The organism is Streptomyces venezuelae (genome assembly GCF_008642275.1).
Lineage (GTDB): Bacteria > Actinomycetota > Actinomycetes > Streptomycetales > Streptomycetaceae > Streptomyces > Streptomyces venezuelae_E.
This window is the reverse complement of the sequence record NZ_CP029189.1, coordinates 5,046,003-5,071,826: the sequence shown is the minus strand read 5'-3', so window position 1 is coordinate 5,071,826 and position 25,824 is coordinate 5,046,003. Positions and strand designations below refer to the sequence as shown.

The 25,824-nt window shown below is 72.7% G+C and carries 25 protein-coding genes; 11 read left to right on the top strand and 14 right to left on the bottom strand.

The window, feature by feature from the left end:
- Positions 1-2: 2 nt before the first annotated feature.
- The 3 genes from DEJ51_RS22770 to DEJ51_RS22760 all read right to left on the bottom strand — a co-directional run bounded on the left by DEJ51_RS22770 (position 3) and on the right by DEJ51_RS22760 (position 3,535).
- Positions 3-662 (bottom strand): UbiX family flavin prenyltransferase, encoded by a 660-nt coding sequence (locus tag DEJ51_RS22770; protein WP_150259313.1) that lies wholly within the window; start codon positions 660-662, stop codon positions 3-5.
- 68 nt (positions 663-730) lie between these two features.
- Positions 731-1,768, bottom strand: coding sequence for a ketoacyl-ACP synthase III family protein (locus tag DEJ51_RS22765; RefSeq protein ID WP_150259311.1), 1,038 nt, complete (start codon positions 1,766-1,768; stop codon positions 731-733).
- Positions 1,769-2,092: 324 nt separating this feature from the next.
- Entirely contained in the window at positions 2,093-3,535 is a 1,443-nt protein-coding gene (locus tag DEJ51_RS22760; RefSeq protein ID WP_150259308.1) for an MFS transporter, read from the bottom strand.
- Between the two features lie 125 nt (positions 3,536-3,660).
- Here DEJ51_RS22760 and DEJ51_RS22755 point away from each other — a divergent pair, with 125 nt between their 5' ends.
- Positions 3,661-4,209, top strand: a complete 549-nt coding sequence (locus DEJ51_RS22755) for a TetR/AcrR family transcriptional regulator (protein ID WP_190620567.1) — start codon at positions 3,661-3,663, stop codon at positions 4,207-4,209.
- Positions 4,210-4,290: 81 nt separating this feature from the next.
- Here DEJ51_RS22755 and DEJ51_RS22750 read toward each other — a convergent pair whose 3' ends face one another.
- Positions 4,291-4,722, bottom strand: coding sequence for a nuclear transport factor 2 family protein (locus DEJ51_RS22750; RefSeq protein ID WP_150259304.1), 432 nt, complete (start codon positions 4,720-4,722; stop codon positions 4,291-4,293).
- A 195-nt stretch (positions 4,723-4,917) separates the two neighbouring features.
- Between DEJ51_RS22750 and DEJ51_RS22745 the strand changes: the two genes are divergently transcribed.
- From DEJ51_RS22745 to DEJ51_RS22735, 3 genes are read left to right on the top strand one after another with little or no spacing between them, the layout of a single operon-like run.
- A complete protein-coding gene (locus DEJ51_RS22745) occupies positions 4,918-5,967 on the top strand; it encodes a ketoacyl-ACP synthase III family protein (protein WP_150259302.1) in 1,050 nt (349 codons plus the stop codon).
- Positions 5,964-7,508 carry an acyl-CoA carboxylase subunit beta gene (locus DEJ51_RS22740; RefSeq protein ID WP_150259300.1) on the top strand — a complete coding sequence of 515 codons (1,545 nt, stop codon included), beginning with the start codon at positions 5,964-5,966 and terminating at the stop codon, positions 7,506-7,508. The genes DEJ51_RS22745 and DEJ51_RS22740 overlap by 4 nt, the downstream gene beginning before the upstream one ends.
- Positions 7,509-7,530: 22 nt before the next feature.
- Positions 7,531-7,767 (top strand): acyl-CoA carboxylase subunit epsilon, encoded by a 237-nt coding sequence (locus DEJ51_RS22735; RefSeq protein ID WP_150259298.1) that lies wholly within the window; start codon positions 7,531-7,533, stop codon positions 7,765-7,767.
- A gap of 15 nt (positions 7,768-7,782) precedes the next feature.
- Here DEJ51_RS22735 and DEJ51_RS22730 read toward each other — a convergent pair whose 3' ends face one another.
- On the bottom strand, positions 7,783-10,176 hold the full coding sequence (locus tag DEJ51_RS22730) for an AAA family ATPase (protein WP_150259296.1): 2,394 nt from the start codon (positions 10,174-10,176) through the stop codon (positions 7,783-7,785).
- Positions 10,177-10,492: 316 nt separating this feature from the next.
- Between DEJ51_RS22730 and DEJ51_RS22725 the strand changes: the two genes are divergently transcribed.
- Positions 10,493-11,479, top strand: coding sequence for an XdhC family protein (locus DEJ51_RS22725; RefSeq protein ID WP_150259294.1), 987 nt, complete (start codon positions 10,493-10,495; stop codon positions 11,477-11,479).
- Positions 11,480-11,500: 21 nt separating this feature from the next.
- On the opposite strand, the gene DEJ51_RS22720 is transcribed toward DEJ51_RS22725, so the two are convergent.
- A complete protein-coding gene (locus tag DEJ51_RS22720; RefSeq protein ID WP_150259292.1) occupies positions 11,501-11,824 on the bottom strand; it encodes a plasmid stabilization protein in 324 nt (107 codons plus the stop codon).
- A 113-nt stretch (positions 11,825-11,937) separates the two neighbouring features.
- On the opposite strand from DEJ51_RS22720, the gene DEJ51_RS22715 reads away from it, so the two are divergent.
- Positions 11,938-12,333 carry a DUF6479 family protein gene (locus tag DEJ51_RS22715; protein ID WP_150259290.1) on the top strand — a complete coding sequence of 132 codons (396 nt, stop codon included), beginning with the start codon at positions 11,938-11,940 and terminating at the stop codon, positions 12,331-12,333.
- A gap of 68 nt (positions 12,334-12,401) precedes the next feature.
- Here the strand turns inward: DEJ51_RS22715 and DEJ51_RS22710 are convergent, their stop codons facing one another.
- Both DEJ51_RS22710 and ligD read right to left on the bottom strand, forming a co-directional pair.
- Positions 12,402-13,286, bottom strand: a complete 885-nt coding sequence (locus DEJ51_RS22710; RefSeq protein ID WP_150262090.1) for an ATP-dependent DNA ligase — start codon at positions 13,284-13,286, stop codon at positions 12,402-12,404.
- A complete protein-coding gene (gene ligD, locus DEJ51_RS22705; protein ID WP_150259288.1) occupies positions 13,286-14,170 on the bottom strand; it encodes a non-homologous end-joining DNA ligase in 885 nt (294 codons plus the stop codon). Before ligD ends, DEJ51_RS22710 begins: the two co-directional genes overlap by 1 nt.
- A gap of 31 nt (positions 14,171-14,201) precedes the next feature.
- Between ligD and DEJ51_RS22700 the strand changes: the two genes are divergently transcribed.
- Positions 14,202-15,275, top strand: a complete 1,074-nt coding sequence (locus tag DEJ51_RS22700) for a Ku protein (protein ID WP_150259286.1) — start codon at positions 14,202-14,204, stop codon at positions 15,273-15,275.
- 50 nt (positions 15,276-15,325) lie between these two features.
- Here the strand turns inward: DEJ51_RS22700 and DEJ51_RS22695 are convergent, their stop codons facing one another.
- On the bottom strand, positions 15,326-16,138 hold the full coding sequence (locus DEJ51_RS22695) for a nuclease-related domain-containing protein (protein ID WP_150259285.1): 813 nt from the start codon (positions 16,136-16,138) through the stop codon (positions 15,326-15,328).
- A 186-nt stretch (positions 16,139-16,324) separates the two neighbouring features.
- Here DEJ51_RS22695 and DEJ51_RS22690 point away from each other — a divergent pair, with 186 nt between their 5' ends.
- The 3 genes from DEJ51_RS22690 to DEJ51_RS22680 all read left to right on the top strand — a co-directional run bounded on the left by DEJ51_RS22690 (position 16,325) and on the right by DEJ51_RS22680 (position 19,042).
- On the top strand, positions 16,325-16,969 hold the full coding sequence (locus DEJ51_RS22690; protein WP_150259283.1) for a hypothetical protein: 645 nt from the start codon (positions 16,325-16,327) through the stop codon (positions 16,967-16,969).
- Between the two features lie 106 nt (positions 16,970-17,075).
- A complete protein-coding gene (locus DEJ51_RS22685; protein WP_223835936.1) occupies positions 17,076-17,804 on the top strand; it encodes a hypothetical protein in 729 nt (242 codons plus the stop codon).
- Between the two features lie 5 nt (positions 17,805-17,809).
- The gene (locus DEJ51_RS22680) at positions 17,810-19,042 is read left to right on the top strand and encodes a sensor histidine kinase (protein ID WP_150262089.1); all 1,233 of its coding nucleotides are present in this window, start codon (positions 17,810-17,812) and stop codon (positions 19,040-19,042) included.
- Between the two features lie 434 nt (positions 19,043-19,476).
- Here the strand turns inward: DEJ51_RS22680 and DEJ51_RS22675 are convergent, their stop codons facing one another.
- The 3 genes from DEJ51_RS22675 to DEJ51_RS22665 all read right to left on the bottom strand — a co-directional run bounded on the left by DEJ51_RS22675 (position 19,477) and on the right by DEJ51_RS22665 (position 21,496).
- Entirely contained in the window at positions 19,477-19,746 is a 270-nt protein-coding gene (locus DEJ51_RS22675) for a hypothetical protein (RefSeq protein WP_150259279.1), read from the bottom strand.
- Between the two features lie 10 nt (positions 19,747-19,756).
- Entirely contained in the window at positions 19,757-20,470 is a 714-nt protein-coding gene (locus DEJ51_RS22670; protein ID WP_150259277.1) for a TetR/AcrR family transcriptional regulator, read from the bottom strand.
- 96 nt (positions 20,471-20,566) lie between these two features.
- Positions 20,567-21,496, bottom strand: a complete 930-nt coding sequence (locus DEJ51_RS22665) for an AurF N-oxygenase family protein (RefSeq protein ID WP_150259275.1) — start codon at positions 21,494-21,496, stop codon at positions 20,567-20,569.
- A 168-nt stretch (positions 21,497-21,664) separates the two neighbouring features.
- On the opposite strand from DEJ51_RS22665, the gene DEJ51_RS22660 reads away from it, so the two are divergent.
- Positions 21,665-22,774 (top strand): ferritin-like domain-containing protein, encoded by a 1,110-nt coding sequence (locus tag DEJ51_RS22660; protein WP_150259274.1) that lies wholly within the window; start codon positions 21,665-21,667, stop codon positions 22,772-22,774.
- A 131-nt stretch (positions 22,775-22,905) separates the two neighbouring features.
- Here the strand turns inward: DEJ51_RS22660 and DEJ51_RS22655 are convergent, their stop codons facing one another.
- Together DEJ51_RS22655 and DEJ51_RS22650 are read right to left on the bottom strand one after the other, a co-directional pair.
- A complete protein-coding gene (locus tag DEJ51_RS22655) occupies positions 22,906-24,366 on the bottom strand; it encodes a penicillin-binding transpeptidase domain-containing protein (RefSeq protein WP_150259272.1) in 1,461 nt (486 codons plus the stop codon).
- A complete protein-coding gene (locus DEJ51_RS22650; RefSeq protein ID WP_223835935.1) occupies positions 24,363-25,733 on the bottom strand; it encodes an FtsW/RodA/SpoVE family cell cycle protein in 1,371 nt (456 codons plus the stop codon). Before DEJ51_RS22650 ends, DEJ51_RS22655 begins: the two co-directional genes overlap by 4 nt.
- Positions 25,734-25,824: the final 91 nt, after the last annotated feature.

Below are 25,824 nucleotides of genomic sequence, written 5' to 3'. Positions count from 1 at the left end.
CCTCAGACGTGGATCGCGCTCTGCGCGAGGGGTCGCGTGGTGGTGTGGGTGGGGGCGGGGCCCTCGGCCCCTGCGGGCGGCTCGCCCCAGCGCGGGAAGGTCTCGGAGTCGATTCCGAAGAGGTCCAGTGCCCGGCCCACGGACTGGTCGACGACTTCTTCCAGACCCTTGGGGCGGGTGTAGAAGGCCGGGACGGGGGGCGCGATGATGCCGCCGTTCTCCGTCACGGTCGTCATGTTGCGCAGGTGGGTGAGGGTCAGCGGGGTCTCGCGGACCATGAGGACGAGCCGGTTGCGTTCCTTGAGGGTGACGTCGGCCGCCCGGGCGAGCAGGGTGTCGCAGGTGCCGACGGCGATCTGGGCGAGGCTCTTCACGGAACAGGGGGCCACGATCATGCCCCGGGTGCGGAACGATCCGCTGGCGATGGGCGCGCCGACGTCGTCGGGCGAGTAGTGGAAGTCGGCGAGGTCCTGAACCTGCGCGGTGCTCAGGTCGCTCTCGTAGGAGAGGGTCAGCCGCGCGGACCGTGACATCACCAGGTGCGTCTCGATGCCCGCCGCTCTGAGGACCTGCAGGGTGCGGATGCCGTAGGCGATGCCGGTGGCACCGCTGATGCCCACCACCATCCGGTTCGATCCGCGCGGGTACGAGATGTGGTTCATGTACGTGCCTTCCTGCCCGCGAGGGCCGCTCACGGGGTATGCCGACGCGGGCTCGGTGCCCGGTGGGGTCACTTCTCGGGGGCCTGGACGACCGCGGTGGACCAGGTGAAGCCGCCGCCGGCGCCCGCGACCACTGCGAACTCGCCGGGCCGGAGCATGCCGCCGCTGACGATGTCGGCCATGTTGGCGAGCATGTCCCCGGCGCCCAGGTGTCCCGTCCTGCCGCCGAGCAGTACGGTCTCGGCCTTGAGTACTCCGGTGAGGGAGCCGTACATCACGTCGACGAGGCGGGGACCCATGCGGGGCATGGTGAACAGCCGGATGCGCGGGTCGTGCGGGTGCAGTCCGGCCTCGTCCAGGGCCTGGTCGAGGGAGGCGCGGACGTGGACGCGGGCCGCCTGGGGGAAGACGTCCTTGCCCGCGGCCTCGTAGAACGCCTTGCGTTCGACGTTCGTCTCCCAGGTGGTGCGGTCCTGCATCGGCAGCTGGGTGAAGGGCCGGTCGCCGCGTTCCATGCCTTCGAGGCCGGCGGCCGTGGAGTGGGTCAGGGACAGCAGGTGCAGATCGTCCTGTCCGCCGTCGCGCCGGTGCAGGAGCGCGGCGGTGGCGCCGTCGCCGTAGCCGATGTCGGAGTGCATGCTCCAGCGGTCCCAGGCCGGTGCGTGGTAGCGCTCGCCGGTGGTGACCAGGGCCGCGGACAGCGAGGGGTCGCCCAGCAGCTGGGTGCCGGCCACCAGCAGCCCCGTCGCGCCGCCGGTGCACAGGGCTTCGATGCCGAACGGCAGGGCGGTGGGCGGCAGGCCGAGCTCGTTCGCCATGTAGTGGGCGTACGACCACTTCTCGTGCCCCTGGTGGAAGACGCGCGCGTGGGCGAGGAAGCCGATGCGCCCGGGGTCCCATCCCGCGCGGTCGAGGGCCTTGCGGCCGGCTCGTACCGCCATCTGGGGCGCGGCCAGGTCGGCGGTCACGGGAAGCTCCGTGACGCCGAGCTGCTCGGCGCGCTCCGGGGTGAGGCGGCCCGCGGCGATCTGGTCCCGCGTCGTCTCCGTGGTGCCGGGCAGCCAGGTGGTGACCGCCTTCACGCCCAGTCCGCCCTCGAACTTCATCGCCTGGTTCCCTCCGTCGGCCGCTGGTTTACGCCCGTACAGAGCGGGTCGGGGACCGGATGGATACAGGCGGCGGCAAAGGGTTCTGCGGGATCCTCGCCGCGGCCGTGGGCGTGGGCGTGGCCTGGGCGGCCGGTGGGCGGTGGCCGGGGCGGTGACGGGAAAGCCGCCTGGAGTCCGGCGGGGGTTCCGGGCTCCAGGCGGCGGTCGGTGGTGGCTCCGCGTGGCGTCGGGCGCCTTCGGGCGCGTCGGGCGGCCCTACGCGGCGCCGGGCGGCGGCGTCATGCGGCGCCGGGCGGCGGCGTCATGCGGCGCCGGGCGGCCTCACGCCGCGTCCGTCTCGGTGCGCCGGGCCATCAGCAGCCCGACCAGCAGGGCCAGGACTCCGATCCCGGCCGCGATGAACCAGGCGTGCCGGAAGGCCTCCAGCGTGTCGGCGCCGGGGCCGGGGGTGCCCAGCACGGCGATGAACACCGAGATGCCGATGACGAGGCCGACCTGGCGGACCATCATGTTGACGGCGGACCCGGTGGCGAAGGAGGCCGGGGGCAGGTCCTTGGTGACGAGGCCGACGAGCGCGGTGGTGCCCAGAATGGTGCCGACGGGGGTCAGCAGGGCGCCGGGCAGCAGCATGGTGACGTAGTCGGGCTCGCTCTGGGCGGCGATGCCCCACCACAGGACGCCTGCGGCGAGCAGGGCGCAGCCGAGGACGACGACGGTGGTGGCGCCGAGCTTCTTCACCAGCGGGCCGGTGGCCATGGCCATGACCGGCATCAGGAAGGTGCCCGGCGCGAGGGCGAGCCCGGTCTCCAGCGCGGAGTAGCCCCAGATGTTCTGGCACCAGAGCATGAACGAGAAGAGCATCGCGCCGAAGCAGGAGTTGAAGACCAGCGCGGTCAGGTTGGCCAGGCTGAAGGACCGTACCCGCAGCAGCGAGAAGGCGACGACGGGGTTGGGGTGCCGCGCGGAGCGCCGGAAGAACTCGGCGAGGCAGACGACGGTCAGCGCGAAGCAGCCGAGGACGCGTGCCGAGTCCCAGCCCCACTCCGGCGCCTTGATGAGGGCCAGCGAGGCGGCGGCGACCGCGATGACGACGAGGACCGAACCGAGCAGGTCGGGCAGCGGACCGCGGTCGGGCTGCGCGGCGGTCGGCAGGACGCGGCGGCCGACCAGCAGGGCGGCGATGCCGAACGGCAGGTTGATGAGGAAGATCCACCGCCAGTCGAGGTTGACCAGCGCGCCGCCGACGATCGGGGCGAGCGCGGCGGCCACGCCCCCCACCGCTGTCCAGGCCCGTACGGCGCCACCGCGCCGCTCCGGCGGATAGGTGGCCAGCAGCAGACCGAGCGAGGTGGGGACCATGGCGGCGGCGCCTAAGGCCTGCAGCACCCGGGCGGCCACCAGCATGGGGACCCCCTGCGATGCCGCGCACAGCGCGGAGGCCAGGGTGAACAGGCCGAGCCCGAGCAGGAATCCGCCTTTGCGGCCGGAGCGGTCCGCGAGCCGGCCGGCGGGCACGAGGGCCGCGGCGAAGACGATCGAGTAGGCGTTGAGGGTCCAGGACAGCGCCGCCGCGGTGGTGCCGTGGAAGTCCTCCTCCAGGGCGGGGAACGCGACGTTGACGATCATCATGTCGAGGCTCGACATGACGAAGCCGGCGCACACGACCAGGAAGACGAGTGTGCGGTGGCGCCGGGCCTCCGGTGACTCGGGTGGCGCCGCCGCCACGTCGTTCGCGGGGACGGCGTCCCCTGCGGTCTGAGTCATCTCTTCTCTTTCCCTTCGCTGGGCGGGCTACGCCTGCAAGGTAGCAGTGACTAACTACTCAGTCAACGACACCGCTTCCCCCTCGCGGGTCACATTTAGGCCCGCCGCGTGGTTTCATGTGGACCATGGAACGAATGACGGGCGGCGAGCGCCGCAAACAAATTCTGGAAATCGCCTCCGAGGAGTTCTCGCACGGAGGCTATTACGGAACTTCGGTGGAGACGATCGCCCGGAAGGCAGGAATCAGCCAGCCTTACGTGTTTCGTATCTTCGACACGAAAAAAGGGCTCTTCATTTCCGTTGTCGAAAATTCATTCGACCGGGTCGTGGCATCCTTCGACGAGTCGGCAGAGGGCCTGACCGGCGTCGATGCCCTCGTCGCGATGGGTGACCGATACCGCTCCCTGGTGCGCGACCGACTCTTTCTACTGATTCAGCTCCACGGTTTCGCCGCATCCGACGACCCGGACATCCGATCCGCGGTCCAAACCGGATTCGGACGCATGTGGAATGCCATCCAGAATAATTCCGGAGCCGATGACGTCACCGTCAAGCGGTTCCTGGCCTTGGGCATGATGCTGAATGACATGGCTGCCATGGATCTCTGGAACTTGGACGAACCCTGGGCCAAGGCGTGCGTCGCATCCCTCCCCGTGGAGAGCTGGGCGGGCTGACACCGCCCCCTCGGGGGCGGTCGCCGGCCACCCCCTCACGACGAGGGGGCGGCCGGCGGCCGCCTCCGGGACACCTCCGTGTCACCTCGCGGAGGGCGGCCGCTCGTCGGTCTCCGCTCCCTGCGTCCAGGCTTCCACGATCCAGCCGTCGACGATCCGCAGGATGTCGACGCCGACCCAGGTGATCCGCTTTCCGGGCACGTCGGACGGCCAGCCGGTCCGCCCCAGGCAGGTGGCGGTGCCGAACCAGCGGCACACCGCGAGCTCGCCGTCGACCACCGGCCCCAGGTCCGTCTCGTAGCGCAGCCCCTCGAACTTGCCCGTGAAGCCGGCGACCCAGTCGGCCATAGTGGCCGGGTCCCGGATCGTGTCCGGGTCGATCGTCGCCCCCGCGGTGGGCAGGTGCAGCCGGTAGTCCGCACTGATGATCTTGTGTGCGGCGCCGGGGTCCTCGTTCCACATCTCCAGCCAGCCGTCCCACAGTTCGGCCGCCGTACGCGTCCTCGACTCCATAAGCCCGTCCTTCTCGCTCGCTAGCTCGCAGCCGGGGCCCGGAACGGGGCCCCATCGCCACAGAGCCGCGCCACACCGCCCCGCGTACACCCCGGGCCGGTGTATCTGCGGTCGCGCCCCGGCGGTCTGTCGGAAGACGACGGCCCTGGAGGGCCGGCACAGCGATGGGCGAAGCCCAGGACAGGAGAGCCCGCGATGCGCTTCAGCGACGGCCTGACGGTCGAGGCGGCCGCCACCTGGCTGCCCGCCACCACCCAGAGCGCGTACGCGCTGGTGGCGGACGGCATCCTCGACCCTGACGTCCCGGAGGCGGCCGGAGTGGTCGAAGTACCGGTCTCCTACGACGCGTCGGCCCCCGACATGGCCGTGTCGGCCGGGCTGAAGGCCCTGGGCCTGGCGGGAGTCGACGCCGCCGACGTCGGCCTCCTGCTGCACAACTGGATCTACCACCAGGGCCACGACTTCTGGTCCCCGGCCCACTACGTGGCCGACCGGGTGGGAGCCTCGTCGGCCCTCCCCTTCGGCATCCAGCAGATGTGCCACGCGGGGGCGATGGCCCTGCACACGGCCGCGGCCTACCTCACCGCGGATCCCACGCTCGGCACCGCCCTGATCACCACCGCGGACCGCTTCGACCCCGCCGGCTTCGACCGCTGGCGCGGCGACTACCAGGTCGCCTACGGGGACGGCGCCACCGCCGCCGTTCTCGGCCGGTCCGGGCGGGGACTGCGCCTGGTGGCACACGCCGTGCTGGCCGCGCCCGAGATGGAGTCCATGTACCGCGGGGCCGACCCGTTCAGCCCCGCCCCGCTCGCGCACGGCCGGCCCATCGACGTACGCCGCACCAAGCGCGCGTTCCTGGAGGCGGGCGGCATGGACCGGTTCGCCAAGACCGGCCCGGAGGCGGTGCGTTCGGTGGTGCTGCAGGCCCTGGCGGAAGCGGGCCTGGCCCCCGACGACCCGCGGATCGGGTGCGTCGCCCTGCCCCGGCTGGGCCCCAAGGTCCTCGAACTGATGTACCTCCCGGCCCTGCGCGAGCTCGTACCGGTGGAGCCGGTACGCCTCGGCGCCCGGACCGGGCACCTGGGCTGCGGCGACCCGGTCGCCAACCTCGCGGAGATCGGCGCGTCCCGGGACCTGCTGGCACCGGACGCATACGCCCTCGTCCTCACGGGCGGCGGCGGCTTCACCTGGTCCTGCCTCGTGGTCCAGCGGCTCGGCGACGGCTGGGGGGCCGGACGATGAGGAACCGGATCAGCGAGCTGCATTCCCTGCGGGAGCAGGCGCGGCGTGGACCGAGTGAGCGTGCGACCGAGGCCCAGCACGCGAAGGGCAAGCTGACCGCGCGCGAGCGCATCGCGCTGCTTGTGGACGAGGGTTCCTTCAAGGAGGTCGAGCAGTTGCGCCGGCACCGGGCGACCGGGTTCGGCCTGGAGAGCAAGAAGCCCTACACCGATGGTGTGATCACGGGCTGGGGCACGGTCGAGGGCCGGACGGTCTTCGTCTACGCGCACGACTTCCGGATCTTCGGCGGCGCGCTGGGCGAGGCCCACGCCACGAAGATCCACAAGATCATGGACATGGCGATCGCGGCGGGTGCGCCGCTGGTGTCCCTGAACGACGGTGCCGGTGCCCGTATCCAGGAGGGCGTCTCGGCGCTGGCCGGTTACGGCGGGATCTTCCAGCGCAACACGCGGGCCTCGGGTGTCATCCCGCAGATCTCCGTGATGCTGGGCCCGTGCGCGGGCGGCGCCGCCTACTCCCCGGCCCTCACCGACTTCGTGTTCATGGTCCGGGAGACCTCGCAGATGTTCATCACCGGCCCGGACGTGGTCCGCGCGGTGACCGGCGAGGAGATCACCCAGAACGGGCTCGGCGGCGCGGACGTGCACGCCGAGACCTCCGGTGTCGCGCACTTCGCGTACGACGACGAGGAGACCTGCATCTCCGAGGTCCGCTACCTCATCTCGATGCTCCCCTCCAACAACCGCGAGAACCCGCCCGTCCACGAGAACGGCGACCCGGCCGACCGGCGCAGCGAGGTCCTCCTGGACCTGGTCCCCGCCGACGGCAACCGCCCCTACGACATGCTCAAGGTCATCGAGGAGCTCGTCGACGAGGGCGACGTGCTGGAGGTCCACGAGCGGTGGGCCCGCAACATCATCTGCGCGCTGGCCCGGATGGACGGCCAGGTCGTCGGGATCGTCGCCAACCAGCCCGGCCACCTCGCCGGTGTCCTGGACATCGAGGCCTCCGAGAAGGCCGCACGTTTCGTCCAGATGTGCGACGCGTTCAACATCCCGATCATCACCCTGCTCGACGTCCCCGGCTTCCTGCCCGGCGTCGACCAGGAACACGGCGGCATCATCCGCCACGGCGCGAAACTCCTGTACGCGTACTGCAACGCCACCGTCCCGCGGATCAGCCTGATCCTCCGCAAGGCCTACGGCGGCGCCTACATCGTCATGGACTCCCAGTCCATCGGCGCGGACCTCACCTACGCCTGGCCGACCAACGAGATCGCCGTGATGGGCGCCGAGGGCGCGGCCAACGTCATCTTCCGCAAGCAGATCGCCGACGCCGAGGACCCCGAGGCCATGCGCACGCGGATGGTCAAGGAGTACAAGGCCGAACTGATGCACCCGTACTACGCGGCCGAACGCGGCCTCGTCGACGACGTCATCGACCCCGCCGAAACCCGCGAAGTCCTCGTCAGCGCCCTCGCCATGCTCCGCAACAAGCACGCCGACCTGCCGTCCCGCAAACACGGCAACCCCCCGCAGTAACCGCGAAGGAGACCCAGCACCGATGAGCATCACCGCAGGCAGCACAGGCACCGCAGGCACCGCAGGCACCGCAGGCCCACTGCTGAAGGTCGTGAAGGGCGACGTCGCACCCGAGGAACTGGCCGCGATCACCGCCGTCCTGCTCGCCCGCGCCGCCACCGTCCCGGCCCAGCCCTCCCTCCGCGCCCTCCGTTCCCGGGCCGGCTGGCGCCGCCTGGAGCGCACCCCCGGCTTCCGCGCCCCGCACAGCTGGCGCTGATCCGGGACCGTCCGGTCACCGGCGCCGGCCCCGCACCTCCCCGACGAGCCGTTCGGTGTCCCGGACCAGGTCGGCGGGGTCCCCGGACGGTGCGGGGACCCGGTCGGCGTCCGCGTCGCACCACTCGATCAGGGTGCGCGCCCAAGGCCCGTGGTCCCGGGCGACCGCGGCGAGCACCTCGGCCGGCGCCATCCCGGCGTCGTAGAACGCCAGCGCGGCCAGCCCGGTGAGCGCGTACGCCCCGGCGACCCGCGCCTCGACCTCGTCGTGGCCGTGGCCGTCGGCGCGCAGCCTGCGGCGTGCGGGCTCCAGGTACGCGGCTTCGAGCGCTCCCCGGCACATCCGGGGCAGCACCCGTTCCGCGACGTCCTGCGGCATGTCGCGGTCTCCGGCCACGGCCCGGACCTCGTCCAGCGCGACGGAGACCGGGTCGTCGGTCCGGGTGACCCGTACGACGGAGCCGGTCCGCCGGGTGACGTGCAGGACCGTCGCGGGCGCGCGCAGCCGGCGGACGGCCGCGTGGAGCCGGGTGTCGTGGGTGAAGACGACCACCTGCCGGCGCAGGGAGCAGAAGTGGAGGACGCGGGCGAGTCCTTCGACCTTCTCCGGGTCCATGGACTGCACGGGGTCGTCGATCACCAGGAAGCCGAAGGGGCTGTCGGCGTGCGTGGCCCGCGGGAGGAACAACGAGAGCGCGAGCGAGTGGAGTTCGCCCTGGCTCATCACGCCGAACGCGGGTGCGTCGACGGTGTCCACGGAGGCGTCCAGCATGACCTTGCGCGCGTTGGCGGTGCCCGCGAGGGCGATCGAGCCGAGCGAGACGCTGCTGCGCTCGCACAGCAGTTTCCAGATGCCCTGGGACTGGTCGGCGAAGGGCCGTAGCCGTTCCTCACGCAGTTCGTCCGTGGCCTCCTTCAGCCAGGCCCGAACCTCCCTGATCTGCTTGACGAGTGGGCGGGCGGCCTCCGCCGCCTCCGCGGCGCGTAGGCATTCGGCCAGGCGCAGGGCGAGGGGCTGCCACCGGCCGTCCTGCTCTGCGATGCGGTCCGCGGCCTCCTCGCCCTGTCGCCGACACGCGTCGGCCAGTGCTGCCGCCACGCGCTCGATGCGGTCAGCGAGTTCGCGCGGGTCGGTGACGTCACGGCAGGCGGCCCACTCGTCCCAGAGCCGGGCGAGCGGCGGGGCATCGTCCTGGAGCCGGCCCGGAACCGGCCGTACGAGGTCCCGTACGGCCCGTGCCGCGGCCTCCAGGCCCGTACGGGCGCCCTGCGCCTCGGCGGCCTCCCGCCGGAGCCGGTCCGCCTGCTCCCGGGCGCGCGCCGACCAGTCCTCGTCGAGCCGGCCTCCGGCGCCGCACACCGGGCAGTCGGCGGACCCCGGGTGGCGGCGTCGGTGGTCCTGGGCGCGCTCCAGCAGTTCGATCAGCTGCAGGGCGTCCTCGGCGGTGCCGCTCCGGGCGTCCTCGGCGGTGGCCGCGGCCTCCCGGAGCCGGGCGACCGCGCCCTCGACCGCGCGCGGGTCGGGGCCTTCGAGGTCGGCGAGGCGCCGCAGCCGGGCGAGTTCGCCGCCGTCCGCCGCGGCCTGGACCTTGAGCAGCCCGCGCAGCCGGTCGAGGTCCGGCAGCCGTCCGCCGAGCGCCGCCACGGCCTCGGCGGCCCGCGGGTCGTCCGACTCCGACAGTTCGGCGGTCACGGCGCGGATCAGGTCACCGGCTCCGGAGACCGTGTCGGTGAGCTTCTTCGACCGGGCGCGGGCTTCCCTGTCGGCGTCGCCGAGCAGGTCCAGCCCGAGGATCTGCGCGAGCGCGTCGTGCAGGGCGCTCATCCGCCCGTTGATCATCGCGCCGAGTTCGCTGTACGAGAGGAACGGCCGGTAGAGGGAGAGGTCCTCGGCGTCGATGATCTCGCGGGGGTCCTGCTCGGGTCCGTCCGGCCGGTGGAGGACCGTCCGGGAGTCCTCCAGTCCGTCTCCGTGCCAACTCCTGCGGACGGTCAGCGGATCACCCCCGCCGTCGGGGCCCAGCGCTACCGACACCTGGGGCGCGGTGGGGTGGTGGAGGTTGCGCCAGCCCTGCTTCCAGATCTGGGTCCGGTCCTGCCAGCGGAAGTTGTCTCCGGTGAGCACCATCTCGGCGGCCTCGGCGAAGCTCGACTTCCCCGACCCGTTGCGGCCCGTGACGATGGTGAGGCCGGGGCGTGGTTCGAGGTCGAGGGTCACGGCCGGTCCGATGCCGCGCCAGCCGGCGGCCGATATCGAGCGCAGGTACAGCGGCCCGGACCGCCCGGTGCTCCTGGGCCGCGCCTCGGGCAGCAGCCCGGCCGCGAGCTGCTGCGCCGCGGGGGTCAGTGCGGACGCCGCGAGGCGGCCGAGCAGCAGGTCGCGGAGGGAGGGGCTGGGCTGGTCACTCACGGCGGCTCCTTGCGCGGGCGCGGGCGGTGTTGATCAAGCTGCTCGCCCATGGTGCCCGAATCCGGCGCCGTCGCGGGGCGGAACGGTCCGGCGGGCGCACGGCCTCCTGCCGGTGTCCCGCCGTGTCCCGGAGTTCCGTCCGCTCCCCTCGTTCCGGTGGTCCGTACGAGGGAGGTGGGGCGGGGTCTGTGGGTTTTGGGGTGTGGGTAGGGGTGAGGGGCGTGCTTAGGCTGGTCATGAGCCCGCATAGTGCCGTTGACCTGGTGCTTTGTGGGGAGGGAGCTCTCAGTGAGCTCGGAGTGGATGGGGCGGCGGGATGCGTGAGCTGGTGGAGACGGCGCAGCGGTGGGTGGCCGAGGGGCGGGCGGGGTATCTGGCCCGGCCCGTGACCGAGCAGGGGTTCGGGCCGCGGGATCCGGCCGGGGCCGTGCTCGTCGACACCCGGGGGGAGTGTGTCGGCACGCTCTACCGCGGGGTCTTTGACGCGGAACTCGCCGCCGAGGTCGCGGCCCTGCCGGCCGGGGTCTCGGCCCGGGTGTGCGAGGTGTCCGTGCGCGCGGCCGAGGCCGTGGAGGCGAAGCTGACCTGCGGCGGCCAGGCCGAGGTGCTGCTGCAGCCGCTCTCGGCGATCCCGGCCCAGTGGTGGGAGCTGCTCGGCGAAGGGGTCGGGGTGGCGCTGGTGACCCGGCTGAACGAGGCCGCGAACCAGGCCGCCAGCGAGGTCGTACGGGCCGCGGACGCGCCCGGTGACGATGCCGGGCGGCGGGCGGGCGAGCTGCTGGCGACCCGGCGGGCCGGGCGGGACGCGCTCTACGCGGAGTCGGGCCTGGTGCTGGTGGAGGCGTTCCCCTCGGCCCCGTACGTAGTGATCGGTGGCGGCGGTGAGCTCGCCGAGATCATCGAGCGGCAGGCTCTGCTGCTGGGCTGGGAGGCCGTGCTGGTCACCGGCCCGGAGGAGGCCTGTGCGGCGCTGGAGGCGCGCCGGGACGCCGCGTGCCTGGTCATGCTGAGCCACGAGGAGTCGTTCGACGTGCCGACGCTGCGGGTGGCCCTGGCGCAGGAGGTGCCGTACGTCGGCGCGCTGGGCTCCCGCAAGACCACGGCCCGGCGGCGCGAGGGGCTGCTGGCGGCCGGGGTCAGCGAGGCCCGGCTGGCGCGGGTGCACGGACCGATCGGCCTGGACCTCGGCGCCCGCACCCCGGCGGAGACCGCGCTGGCGATCTGCGCCGAGATCCTGGGGGCGCTCGGGGAACGCAAGGCGTCGGGGGCCCTGCGGGACGCGGAGGGCCCCATCAACCCCTAGCTAGGGCGTGTCCGGGGAGCTTCACATGCCGAGGGCCCGCTTCAGCTGGGTCTTGTTCATGTCCGAGCGGCCGTGGACGTTGCGGCGCCGCGCCTCGGCGTAGAGCTGTTCGTAGGTGGGTCCCTGCGCGCCCGAGTGGGAGTGCAGGCCCCCGCGGCGGGACGAGGAGATGTCCTCGACGGATTCCCTGCTCGCGGTCCGGGACTCACCGGCCCGGGCCCGTTCCTTGTTCACCGTCCGGGCGGCGATCTCCTTCGCCTTCTTCTCGGGCTCTCCGCGCTGTTCCAGGCCCTCCTTGATGTGTTCGTACTGTCGTTCGCGCTTCGGGGAAGATCCGCGGGGCATGGCCGGCCTCCTGCTCGTTCGGCGGGTACGGACACCGGGCGTGTACCCCGGATGGCCCACGGCATCCGGTCATAGCGACGCACATCGGACGCGTGTGCGTGAAAATGGTCGGTATGGACACGACCCTGAGCGTGGACGCGACCCTCGCCGACATCGCCTGGTTCCTGGTGGTCGGCATCCTCGTCGCCGGCTTCCTGCTGGGCGGCTTCCTGCTGGGCAAGAAGGTACGGGCGAAGGAGCCACCCCCGCCCACCGCCGAGAGCCAGCCACATCTGCCGGAGGGCGGAGCGGTCTACGAGGTCCGCGAGGAGCGGGATTCCGTGGAGATCCCCGAGGGTGGTCTGCGTCCGCACGAGATGCAGGGCTACGGGAACTTCGGCTCCACCACCTCCACCCACCCGGACGAGGTCCGGGCGGAACGGGAGTCCGGCTACAAGCTGCCGGAGGGTCCGGGACCGCATCCGCAGCCGGGGGCCCCGCCGGACGCCGGGCGCGGCGCACACGCCTGAGTCCACCGCACCCGTCGTCTTGCCCCTCGTCTTGCCTCTGGACCTCTGACCCGCGCCTCCCGCGCGGGTCAGAGGTCCGTCCGCAGCCGCAGCACCTCCGGCGGCGGATGCCGGGTCGAGGTGTACCGCACCTCCGCCGTGAGCGGTGGGTCGAGCACCCGGAACGGGACCTCGCCGAGCCCGATCGCCGTGACCGTGGCCAGGGGCGGCGCCGCCGCCCCGCGGGCGGTCACTTCGGCCGCCACCTCCGCACGCAGGGCGGCGCTCAGCGGGCTCGACACCAGCGGGATCTCGTCCCCGACCGGCAGGACGAGCACCAGGGCGAGCGGCCGGCGCGGGGAGCCGGTGTAGCCGACCACGGCCGCGTCCCGGACGTCGGTGTGCCGCAGTTTCCGCCAGCCGCGCCGGCCGGACGGATAGACCTGGTCCAGCCGTTTCACGACGAGGCCCTCGATCCCGCTGGCCGGCAGGGTCTCGTACCAGGTGGCGGCCAGTTCCGGGTCGGTCGTCATCGGCACGGGCTGGAGCGGCGGCCCCAACGGCAGCAGCAGGTCGACGAGGAGGGCCCGGCGGCGCTCGTACGGGCGGTTGCGCAGGTCGAGCCCGGCCAGTTCGAGGACGTCGAAGGCCGCGTACGAGGCGGGCAGGCGCTGCGCGAGCACGGCGGCCCGGGCGGCGGTGGCCGCCGCGCGGCGCTGCACCAGGGCGAAGTCCGTGCGCCCCGCGTGCCAGACCACCACTTCGCCGTCGAGGACCGTGTCGGCGGGCAGCAGCAGCGCGGCCGCCGCCAGGTCGGGAAAGGCGCTGGTCACGATCCGGCCGGAGCGTGCCTGGAGCGTCACGTCGGTCGCCGAGCGCAGGACGACGAGCCGGTGGCCGTCGAACTTGGGCTCGTACGCCAGTCCCGCACCGCGCGGCAGGGTGCGTACGGCGGCGGCCAGCGCGACGCGGATCACGGCAGCCGCCCCGCCTGCCCGGGGTCGGTCAGCGGGCCGAAGAGGTCCCCGTCACGGGCGAGCCTCGGCGCGATGTCGCCGGCGAGGAAGACGAGCCCGGCTGCGGTCCGGCAGGTCTCGACCTCGGCCCAGGACACGGGCGCGGACACCGTGGGCCGGGCCCGCGCCCGCAGGGTGTAGGGGGCGGCGGTGGTCTTGGCGGCGGCGTTCTGGCTGTGGTCGACGAAGACCTTGCCGGGGCGCAGCGCCTTGGCCATGCGGTGGACGACCAGGTCGGGGTGCTCGCGCTCGGCCTCCTGGGCGAGCTGCTTCGCGTATGCGGACACCCGCTCGGACGGGGTCGGCTCCAGCGGGACGGCCAGGTGCATGCCCTTGGAGCCCGAGGTCTTGGCGTAGGCGTGCAGGCCGTCGGCGGCGAGCCGCTCGCGCAGCCAGAGCGCGGCGGCGCAGCACTCGACGACGGTGGCGGGCGGGCCGGGGTCGAGGTCGAGGACCATGCGGTCGGCGAGGGCCGGATGGCCGGCGGTCCACTGGGGGGTGTGGAACTCCACGACGAGGTTGGCGGACCACATGAGGGTGGCCAGGTCGGCGACGACCACCTGGGCGGCGGAGAGGTCCTCGGAGCGGGGCACGGGGGTGGTCCTCACCCAGTCGGGCGTGCCGGGCGGCGGGTTCTTGGTGAAAAAGAGCTGCCCGTCCGGCCCGTCGGGGTAGCGCAGGAAGGACACCGGCCGGTCGTGGATGTGGGCGAGCAGCGGCTCCGCGACGGTGGCGTAGTAGTGGAGCACCTCGCCCTTGGTGAAGCCGGTCTCCGGGTAGAGGACCTTGTCGAGATTGCTGAGCGCGATGCGACGGCCCTCCACCAATGTGATCGGCGTCATACGATGAGACTGCCACGAAACAGGAGGAACCGTGCGATCCATTTGGAACGGGGCGATCTCCTTCGGCCTGGTCAGCATCCCGATCAAGCTCGTGAACGCCACCGAGAGCCACTCGATCTCCTTCCGCCAGATCCATGTGAACGACGGCGGGCGCGTCCGCTACCGCAAGGTGTGCGAGCTGGACGGGGAGGAGGTGCCGAGCGCCGAGATCGGCAAGGGGTACGAGGAGGCCGACGGGTCGATCGTCCCGATCACCGACGAGGACCTGGCGCAGCTGCCTCTGGCGACCGCGAAGACGATCGAGATCATGTCGTTCGTGCCGGCGGAGGAGATCGATCCGCTGCAGATGGACGCGGCGTACTACCTCGCGGCGAACGGGGCGACGGCGGCGAAGCCGTACACGCTGCTCCGGGAGGCCCTCAAGCGGAGCCGGAAGGTCGCCATCGCCAAGTACGCGCTGCGGGGGCGGGAGCGGCTGGGCATGCTGCGGGTCGTCGACGACGTGATCGCGATGCACGGGCTGTTGTGGCCGGACGAGATCCGGGCACCGGAGGGGGTGGCGCCGGAGGCCGAGGTGACCGTACGGGACGCCGAACTCGACCTGGCGGACGCGCTGATGGCGACGCTGGGGGAGGTGGAGATGGCCTCGCTGCACGACGACTACCGGGAGGCGGTGGAGGCGCTGATCGTGGCGAAGTCGGGAGGGGCGTTCGAGCCGACGGAGGCCGTGGTGGAACCGGCCGGCGGACAGGTGATCGACCTGATGGCGGCGCTGGAGAAGAGCGTGCGGGCCGCGAAGGCTTCCCGGGGGGAGGCGGGAGAGGCCGAGGCCGAGGCCGAGGTGACTCCGATCCGGCGGAAGGCGGGTACCGGTACGGGCGGGCGCACGGGCGCGGCCGCGCCGAAGGCGGTCGGCGGGAAGAAGTCGACGGCGGCTTCGGCCAGGAAGGCGGCGGCGTCGGCCGAGAGCAAGAAGAAGACGACCACCGGCAAGTCGACGGCGGGCAAGTCGAGTTCGAAGAGCACGGCGAAGACGGCGACCACGAAGAAGACCGCCGCGGCAGCGAAGAAGACGGCGACACCACGCAAACGAACCTCCGCCTGAGCGGTGGCCGCACCGGCGGGGCGGGCGGGGGGCCGCGTCGGGCCGTGTGCTCAGGCTGCGGTGGGGCGGGAGAGCCAGGTGGTGGTGTCGCGGGCCTGGGCGAAGAGGGCTTCGACCTCGGGGGGTTTCAGCACCGTGGGGGACGCGGCGAGGTTCGGGGTCGCCGTCGGGGGCTGGAGGATGCGGATGTCGCGGACCGTCGGGGCCGTCTCGACCCGGGAGGCGTCGACCAGCGCCAGCGCCGGGGTGACCTTCGCGGCCAGGGCCGTGGCGGCGAAGGCGGCCGCGCGGCGGATCCAGCGGGGGTCCGGGCGGGGTTCCGTACGGCCCACCGTGAGCAAAAGGTCGCCGATCACCGCGCGTTGGCGGCGGCCCGGGACCGTACGCACGCAGAAGACGCCCGCCGGGCCGATGAGCAGGTGGTCGACGCGGCCCAGCCCCGGGAGCGGGACGCAGTGCAGGGTCCGCCAGCCCTCCGGCTCCAGCGCGTCGAAGGCGTCGCCCATCCGCTGCTGCGCGGTCAGTTCCTGGCGCAGCCGGTGCCGGGCCCTGGTGCCCGCCGGGCCGTGTTCCAGTTCGCCCAGCAGGGTCTCCCCCGGGCGGTTCGGAGCCAGGTCCGCGTCCGGCGGCAGTGTGAGACGTCGCAGGTCGGAGGCGGTGGGGACCGGGGGCGGGCCGATCGAGACCGTCCCGCTGAGGTAGGGCCGGAGCACCGCCAGGACCGCTTCGCGGTGGTCGTCCGCGAGGACGCTGATCCGGTTGGACTGCCGGTCGTACCAGGCCACCGCCTGCCCGTCGGGCAGGTTGACATACAGCCGGCCGCGGCCGGGCCGGCCGCTCGGCAGTACCTTGAGTCCGCGCATCGCCCTCACCCCCGCCGTCCATGGGAGCAGCCGGGGCGCCGCAGGGCAATCCCTCGGATGTGTAACGACTCCGACGGAACGTTGCGACTCCGCTGTTACACGAACGGGGCGCCGCCGCAACGGCCCGGCCCTAGGTTTGACCCACCTGGATGGCCCAGGCCCTGACCGGCACCGAAGGACTTCCCCGTGAGCACCGTCAGCCGCCGCACTCTCGTTCGCGCCGCCGCCGTGACCGCATGCGCCGGAAGTCTGCTGGCGCTGCCCACCGCCGCCGCCCTGGCCGAGGGGGTGCCCGCGGCCTCCTCCGCGCACTCCGCGGCCCCGCGGTCGATCCTCGTCAAGAGCCTCTCGCTGGCGGACGGTCTCTCCACGGCGAAGGTGTACCGCACGCCGGACGGCGCCTTCCAGGCCGAGATCCTGGCGGCCGACGGCACCAGGGCGGCCACCCTGACCAGCCGGGACGGGGTCACCGACGTCGGCGGCTCCGGGGACCTGCACGCCGCGCTGGACTCCTCCGGACGGCTGACCTCCTGGGTGGGTGGCGTCCCGGCCCAGGACGGCGACCACACCGTGGCGGGCGACGGCCACAAGACCGGCACCCGCGCCGAGGCCCGCGGCGGGCAGGTCGTCCCGGCCTCCGTTCCGCGCAAGGCCGCCACCGGGGACACCCCCGTCGTCGCCGACGGCTCCGGCGGTGGGCGGCGGCTGCGTACGCTGGCGGACGCTCCGGGCGACGGGGTGCTGCTGCTCGGCGCCGCCGGCGGGATCGCGGCCGTCGGCGCGGCCGGGCTGGGCTTCGCGATGCTGCGCCGAGGACGTACCGACAGCTGAGACCGCGGGGAAAAACGGATGTACCTCCGCATATGGTTGACGTCGTCGACCGTCGGCGGACCGCGGGCAGAAGGGCACTGGAGCTGTGAACAGGTTGCGCTTGCGTGTGGCCGCGCGCCCGCTGCTCCCCCTCCTCGCCCTGGTCCCGCTGCTGGCGGGCTGCGGGGACACCGGCGGACTCGTGAGCGCCGGCTCCACTCCGACCGCGAGCGGGCCCGTACATCTGTGGCCCGACCACCGCGGGGCCTCCGTACCGCCCGCCGATCCGGGTGGGGCCCCGCCCGAGTACATCAAGGGGATCCCGCCGGTCCGCGACCAGGACGTGCACGCCGTCGACCCGGTGGCCCTCGTCCAGGCGGAGCTGCGCGCCCATCCGGACACCGAGGTCGGCGCGGACGGGATGCCGCCCCGGACGGCGGCCGCGATCCGCGAGTGCGCGACGGACCGGGCCGGGCAGGCCGAGCAGGAGCCGGAGGCGTGTCCGGTGCTGAAGCCGTACTACCGGGACCTCACGGGAAACGGCAAGGACGAGCTGATCGTCGGCATCGAGTTCCCGGACAAGATGATGTCCGTACGGGTGTACACGGCCGACCCGGACGGACGGCTCAACCGGATCATGGCGACCACGGAGACCGTCATCACGGTGGAACTGGCCGGGCGTGACGTGATCCTGCGCGTGCCCAGCGGCAACCGCGGCTACGAGCTGATCACCGCCTGGTCCTGGGACGAGAAGCAGCTCACCATGCTGCCGACGCGCGAGCAGATCGTACGGGTGCCCGGCAATCCGCAGGCCCCGGGGAGCCGGGAGCCCGCTCCCGCGCCGGGCCGGCCGTGACGCGCGTGCGGCTGCGGCTGCCCGCCTGGACGGCCACGCTGACCTGGAAGTCGGCGTGCTTCATCGTGGTGATGTGCTGCTCGCTGGCGGCCGTGCTGGGTGCGCTCGTGCACGTGGAGGTGACCCGGCAGACGGTGGCCACGGCGCGGGAGAAGGCGCTCGGCAAACTGCTGGAGGTCTCGCGCGCGTACGAGGCGGGCGATCCCCTTCCCCGCGGTTCCTGGCTGGATCCCGTCGGGCTGCCGCCCGAGCTGCGGGCGCTCGCCGTCAGCGGGCACCGGGGCACCCTGGTGGCGGACCACCGGGGGCGCCCGACCATGTGGGCGGCCGGACCGGCGGACGGCCGGGCCCTGGCGACCACCGTCGACTACGGGCAGAGCGCGCGCACGATCAGCGGCCTGGACAAGGCGATCATCGGATCCTCGCTGCTGGCGATCGGCGGCACGCTGCTGGTGGGCGCCTTCGCGGTGACCCGGGTGACCCGGCGGCTGCACCTCACGGCGGCCGTGGCCCGCCGGATCACCCAGGGCGACCTCGACGCGCGGGTGGACGACCCGCGGACGAGGACCCCCTCGCGGCACCAGGACGAGGTGGCGACCGTGGCCGCGGCGCTGGACACGATGGCGGGCAGCCTGCAGTCGAAGCTGGAGAGCGAGCGGAGGTTCACGGCGGACGTGGCGCACGAGCTGCGCACACCGCTGACGGGCCTGCAGGCGGCGTCGGAGCTGTTGCCGGAGGGGCGGCCGACGGAGCTGGTGCGCGAGCGGGTCCGGACGATGCGGCAGCTGACGGAGGACCTGCTGGAGATCTCCCGGCTGGACTCGGGCAGCGAGGTGGTGGAGAACGATCTGCACCAGCTGGGGCGGCTGGTACGCCGGGTGGTGCGGGCGTCCGGGACGGATTCGGGGGTGGTGGTCGTCCGGGACGTGCACGTGGAGACGGACCGGCGGCGGCTGGAACGGGTGCTCGGGAACCTGGTGGCCAACGCCCACAAGCACGGGCGGCCGCCGGTGGTGCTGACGGTGGACGGGCCGGTGGTCACCGTACGGGACCACGGGGACGGGTTCCCCGAGTACCTGGTGGCGCACGGCCCGCAGCGCTTCCGCAGCGGCGGCAAGGGCCACGGGCTGGGGCTGACCATCGCCGTGGGGCAGGCGGGGGTGATCGGGGCTCGGCTGGAGTTCCGTGCGGCGCAGGGCGGCGGCGGGCTGGCGGTCCTCCGCCTGCCGGGCCACTAGCTGGTTCCTGGCTGGGGGTCGGTTCCTGGCCGGAGGCCGGCTTCCTGGCCGGAGGCTCGACGGGGTGCTCGGCCGGAGGCCCGGACCTGTCCTTGGCTTTGGCCGTAGGCGGATGTTCAGCCTGAGGCCCGGCCGATGCACGGCCACCGGCCCGGATCCGCCCGGGCGGCGGTGGCCTGCGCGGGCCGCGGCCGGAACCGGGCGCGCGCCGGGGCGTCTCCTCGGACGCCGAACCTGACGAGGCGTCGCAGCGCCCGGCGGCAGTGCGTTCGGCGCCCTGCGGGGAGCACCCCGACACACACCCGGCCCCGACCTCCCCCGCAGGACACACACCCAGCCCCGAAGCACTCGCCGAAGGCACGACCACCGGCCCGGACCCGCCCGGGCATTGCGGGGAGCGCGCGGCCCCCGCCTCCCCCGCGCGCCGGACGGTGTCAGGGGCGCGGGGTCTTCGTCCAGGGCCAGCGGACCTTGGGCTTGGTGCCCGAGGGGCGGAAGTCGTACTTCCATCCCTTCTGCAGGCCGAGCCGCTTGGAGTAGCCCGCGGGGACGCGTTCGTACAGCAGGACCGTGGGCGGGCCGCCGTCCGGTGCCGGGACGGGGATCTCGTACCACTTCGGGGGGTGCCCGGTCGGGCCGAGGAGGACGGGGAGGACCCGGCCGTCCATCGGGCCGCCCTCGAACGGGGTCGGTTGGCTTCTCACCCCACCAGTGTCACAGCAGGTGGGCGGCCTCGGACACCACGGGGATCACGCGGCGGGCCAGGACCCCGACCGGGCCGTCCGGCGATTCCAGGGCGAGGGCGGACCGGGCGGCCGCGGCCGTTTCCGGGTCCGTGGCGGCGGTGGCCGTCAGCAGGGCGATGAACTGGTCCAGCAGCCAGTCCCGGAGGTGCTCGACCTCGGGCTGTTTGCCCTCGTCGATCCAGATGAGGGAGGCCGCCTCGACGGCCGTTATCCAGGTGCGGACCATCATGCGCAGCCGGGGGCCGGGGGCCGGGACGCCCAGGTGGAAGAGGATCTGCTCGGCGGCGGACCGCCGGATGCCGTCGACCGTGGCCGTCGTGCGGGAGGTCTCCACGACGCTGCCGCCCTGGAGGAGGGCGGCGAAGCCGGCGTCGTGTTCGTCGACGAAGGCGAGGTAGCGGTCCAGGGCCCGGGACAGGCGCCGGGTCAGGGGGCCCTGCTGGGGTTCGGCGAAGCACCGTTCGAGGAGGTCGGCGGCCGAGCGGAGGGCGGCCTCGTAGAGCTGCTGCTTGCCGCCCGGGAAGTACCGGTAGACGAGCGGACGGGACACTCCCGCGGCCTCGGCGACGTCGTCGAGCGAGACCTCCTCCGGTGCCCGGTGCGCGAACAGCGAGAGGGCGGCGTCGAGGAGCTGGGCTCGCCGCTCCTCGACGCTCAGCCTGCGGTACGCGCGTACGGTCATGTCCGCAGCGTAGCCCCGCGCACCTCGGACGGGTGGGTGTCCCGGCGATCGGGCAGGATCCCGCCGGCCGGCCCCCGTTCCGGGCCCGGCCGCGTGCTACGCCAGCAGCCCCGAGCTCTTCCACAGCCTGCGGCCGACGCCGCGCAGCACGCCGATGTCGTCGAGGAAGTCGGTGAGCCGCTTCGCGCCGCTCTGCATGACCTCGCGGCGGTGGCCGCTCGCCTTCACCTGGGCGACGGCCTCGCGGCGGTCCAGGCCGATGTTGTCGTAGACGGCCGGGTTGACGAAGGCCAGCGAGAAGACGCGGGCGGCCTCGCCGCAGCTGATCCGGGTGAGTTCCTGTTCCCAGCGCGGGGCCGTCACCATCTGGCGGCGCAGTTCCTCGCGGGCGTACCGGACGTGCCGGGCCTCCTCGATGACGTGGATCCGGGTGACGCCGCGGACCAGCGGCTGGACGCGCTCGTCCGGGAAGGTCAGGCGCTGCATCCAGTCGAGGATCTCCTCGCCGAGGAGGGTGCAGGCGAAGGATCCGGGGGTGGTGGAGACGGTCTTCAGGATCCGCGCGAGGTTGTGGTTGAGGCGGGAGACCGGGTACTCGGGGGCACCGGCCTTCTGGATCATGCGGGCGAACATCATCGAGTGGCGGCACTCGTCGGCGATCTCGGTGAGCGCGTAGCGAACGTGCTTGCTGGTCAGGGACTTGTCGTAGATGTGCCGGACCATGAGCTGCATGAGGATGATCTCGAACCAGATGCCGAGCGAGCCGAGCGCCGCGGCCTCGTGGCGGGAGAGGTCGATGCGCTGCTCCTCCCCCATCTTCTTCCACAGCGGGGTGTCGTAGAGGGAGAGCAGTTCCGGCGGCCAGTAGTACTTGCCCTCGATCGCCGGGGCGTCCCAGTCGAGTTCCTTGTCGGGGTCGAAGGAGTGCTTGGCGGAGGATTCGAGCAGTCGCTCGGCTATCTGCTCGCGGTCCTTGAGCAGGCCGAGGGCGTCCTGGAGCACGGCTCGTTCGGTCACGGTCGTCATGGGTTCGGACACCTCGTCGTCGAGTTACCGGCGGTCTGTTCTTATGAGACTGCCTGTCAGCAAGGTCGTCAATCCCTCACGCACGACTTGTTGACCCCGTGTCTACCAACGTGTGACGCTGCCAACTGTCCGGTCCCACACGGCAGTACGTGAGACGAGGGGGCGTCAGTGTCGACGCACGAGCTCTACACCCGGAACCCGGGCGAGCCGGTCTGGCAGGTTCCCGCCGCCGGTTCGGCCCGCTTCAGCTGGGAGTACGCCGACGGCCGCGAGCGGCTGCTGGCGCTCTACCAGAAGGGCAAGGACAAGCAGTGGGACGGCGCCAAGCGCATCGACTGGGACACCGAGGTGGACCCGTACGATCCGCTGGGCACCCCCGAAGAGGCCCTGCCGCTGTACGGGACGCGGCACTGGGCCAAGCTCACCGCGAAGGACAAGGGCGAGCTGCGCCGGCACTACGCCTCCTGGAACTTCAGCCAGTTCCTGCACGGCGAGCAGGGTGCGATGGTGTGCGCGGCGCGCATCGTGGAGTCGGTGCCGGACCTGGACGCGAAGTTCTACTCGGCCACGCAGACCATGGACGAGGCCCGGCACGCCGAGATCTTCGGGCGTTTCCTGCACGAGAAGATCGGGATGCTGTACCCGATCAACGACAGCCTCCAGGGGCTGCTGGGCGACACCCTGCGCGACTCCCGCTGGGACATGCCGTACCTGGGCATGCAGGTGCTCATCGAAGGGCTGGCCCTGGCCGCCTTCGGGATGATCCGCGACACGACCACCAAGCCGCTGCCGAAGCAGCTCCTGGCGTACGTGATGCAGGACGAGGCCCGGCACGTGGCCTTCGGCCGGATGGCGCTGCGCGACTACTACGAACAGCTCACCGACGCCGAACTGCGCGAGCGCGAGGAGTTCGTGATCGAGGGCTGCTACCTGATGCGGGACCGGCTGCTCGGGGTGGAGGTGCTGGAGAACTTCGGCATCGGGGCGAAGGAGGCGACGCTGCTCAGCGAGCAGTCGGAGTTCCTGCACCTGTTCCGCAAGCTGCTGTTCAGCAGGATCGTGCCGTGCGTGAAGGACATCGGGCTGTGGGGCGAGCGGCTGCAGCGGGCCTATCTGGACCTGGGCGTCTTCGACATGGGCGACTCGAACCTGGACCTGCTGATGAGCCAGGACGAGGAGATCGCCGAGGCCCTGGACCGGGAGCGGTTCGCGGCCGAGGAGTCGGCGCGGGTGGCGGAGGTCGAGGCCGCGATCTCGGAGGGGGCGGACGCCCCCTGACCGTCGTGCGGGCACTCCCCGGCGACGACCGGGACACGGCCCGGGCTCCCGGGCCATGGCCTGGACCGGGAGCGGGACCGGGACCGGGAGCGGGACCGGGAGCGGGACCGGGAGCGGGAAGGCGCCGGGCGTCAGCGGGCGGCCAGTGCCGCCTGCATCACCGCCCGCGCGATCGGCGCCGCCGCGCCGTTGCCGCTGATGTCACCGCGGTCCGCCGAGGCGTCCTCGACCACCACCGCGACCGCCACCTTCGCCATCGGCGCGCCCTCGGCCCTGGCCCAGGAGATGAACCAGGCGTACGGTGTGCCCGCGTTGCCGACCCCGTGCTGCGCGGTGCCGGTCTTGCCGCCGACCACCGCGCCCGGGATCGCGGCGTTGCGGCCCGTCCCGTCCTCCACCACCTTGACCATCAGCTCCTGCAGCCGGAGCGCGGTGGCCGGGTTCATCGCCCGCCCCAGGCTGCGCTGGTCGCCGCGCCGGACCTGGGATCCGTCGTCCTGGGTCGTCCGTTCCACCAGGTACGGATAGGTGAGCTCGCCGCCGTTCGCGACGGCCGCCGCCACCATCGCCATCTGCAGCGGTGTCGCCGTGGTGTTGAACTGTCCGATCGAGGAGAGGGCCAGCTGGTCCTGGCTCATGTCGGTGTCGAAGTTCGACCGGGACACCCACGAGGGCACCCGCAGCCCCTCGCTGTTGAAGCCGAAACGCCGCGCCGCCTCCACCATCCCGCGCAGCCCGACCTGCACCCCGATCTTCGCCATCACCGTGTTGCAGGACCACTGCACCGCCTCCGCCATCGAGGCGTCCTCGCAGCCGGTGCCCGCGTTCGGCAGCAGGGTGCTGGTCCCGGGCAGCGGGTAGGGGTCGGGGGTCCGGGTCGGTGCGTCCACGTCGGTGACCACCCCCGCGTCGAGGGCGGCCGCGGCCGTCACGATCTTGAAGGTGGAGCCGGGCGGGTAGGTCTCGCGCAGCGCCCGGTTGAGCATCGGCCGGGCGGGATCCGCGTTCAGGGCGGTCCAGGCCTTCTTGACCCCCGTACCCGTGCCGGAGAGCACGGCGGGGTCGTAGGACGGACTGCTGACCAGCGCGAGGATCTTCCCGGTGGCCGGCTCGACGGCGGCCACCGCGCCGCGCTTGCCCGCGAGTCCGGCGTACGCGGCCAGCTGCATGCCGGAGCGGACGGTGGTGGCGGCGTTCCCGCCGGCGGGGCGGCCGCGGGCCAGTTCGTACCAGAGCGGGAAGGCCGAGAGCCCCGGGTCGGTGCCGGACAGGATCGCGTCCTCGGCGCGCTCGACGAAGCTGGCGCCGTAGGTCTGGGAGGAGAAGCCGGTGACGGGGGCGTAGAGCGGCCCGTTCGCGTACGTCCGCTCGTAGCGCAGCAGCTGGCCGCTGTCGCGGGAGCCGGTGACGGGGCGCCCGTCGACCAGGATGTCCCCGCGGGGTTCGGCGTAGCGCTCGATGGCGGGGCGCTTGTTGGCCGGGTTGGCGCCGTAGGCGGCGGACTCCCAGACCTGGACGCGGGCGATGTTGACCAGCAGGGCGACCAGCAGGAGGGCGCAGAAGTACGCGCACCAGCGGATGTAGCGGATCACTCGGCCGGCTCCTTCGCGGGGCGGGGTCTGCGGGCGCTGTCGCTGAGCCGGACCAGCAGGGCGACGATGATCCAGTTGGTGACGACGGAGGAGCCGCCCTGCGCGAGGAAGGGCATCGCCATGCCGGTGAGCGGGATCAGGCCGCTGACACCGCCCGCGATGACGAACACCTGGAGCGCGACGATCGAGGCGAGCCCGGTGGCGAGCAGCCGCCCGAAGGGGTCGCGCAGGGCGAGCCCGGCGCGGAATCCGCGGGCCACGAGGAGCCCGTAGAGCAGCAGGATCGCGGCGAGGCCGACGAGACCGAGCTCCTCTCCTGCGGTGGCGAGGATGAAGTCCGACTTGGCGGCGAACCCGATGAGGAAGGACTGGCCGTGTCCGAGGCCCGCGCCGAGGAGGCCGCCGGCGCCGAAGGCGAAGAGGGACTGGGCGAGCTGGCCGGGGCCCTCGCCCCGCTCGATGGAGGCGAAGGGGTGCAGCCAGTCTTCGACCCGGCCGTGGACGTGCGGTTCGAAGGTCCCGACGGCGTAGGCGCCGAGGGCCGCGAGCAGCAGCCCGATCGCGATCCAGCCGATCCGCCCGGTGGCGGTGAACAGCATGATCACGAACAGTCCGAAGAACAGCAGCGAGGTGCCGAGGTCCCGCTCCAGGACCAGTACGCCCACGCTCAGCAGCCAGATCGCGAGGATCGGGCCGAGGACCCGGCCGGGAAGGAGCCGGAGCTTCCAGAACAGCCGGCGGCCGGTGAGGGCGAGCGCGGTGCGGTTCGCGGCGAGGTAGGCGGCGAAGAAGACCGCGAGCAGGATCTTGGCGAACTCCCCCGGCTGGAAGGAGAGCCCGGCGAACCGGATCCAGATGTGCGCGCCGTTGACCGCCGGGAAGAAGACGGGGATCAGCATCAGGACCAGGGCCACCGCGACGGAGAGGTACGCGTAGCGCTGGAGCACCCGGTGGTCGCCGAGCAGCGCCACGACGAGCACGAAGAGCACCACGCCCAGCGCGGACCACAGGAGCTGGTCCCCGGCGGTGAGGTGCCCGGGGGTGGTCACGTCGAGCCGCTGGATGAGGACGAGGCCGAGGCCGTTGAGGAGGACGGCGATGGGGAGCAGGAGGGGATCGGCGTACGGGGCCCGGAGGCGGACGGCGAGGTGTGCGAGCAGGGCGGCCACGCACAGCCCGGTGGCGTAGCGGGCGGCGGGGCCGGGGACGTGGCCGGTGGTCACGAGACCGACGTGGAGGTGACCGAGGACGGAGATGAGGACGGCTCCGGCCAGGAGCGTGAGCTCGACGCCGCGCCGTTTGGGGGCGCCGTCGCCGGGGGGCGGGGGCGGGGCGGGCTCCGCCACCTTTGCCGTCAGAGCGGTCATGCACCGAAACGTAGCAAGCAGGCGGATGATATGTCCGCTTATGCCATAGTGTGCCGAAGAGTCGTCACAAACGGTCGGAAGTATCGAAGGT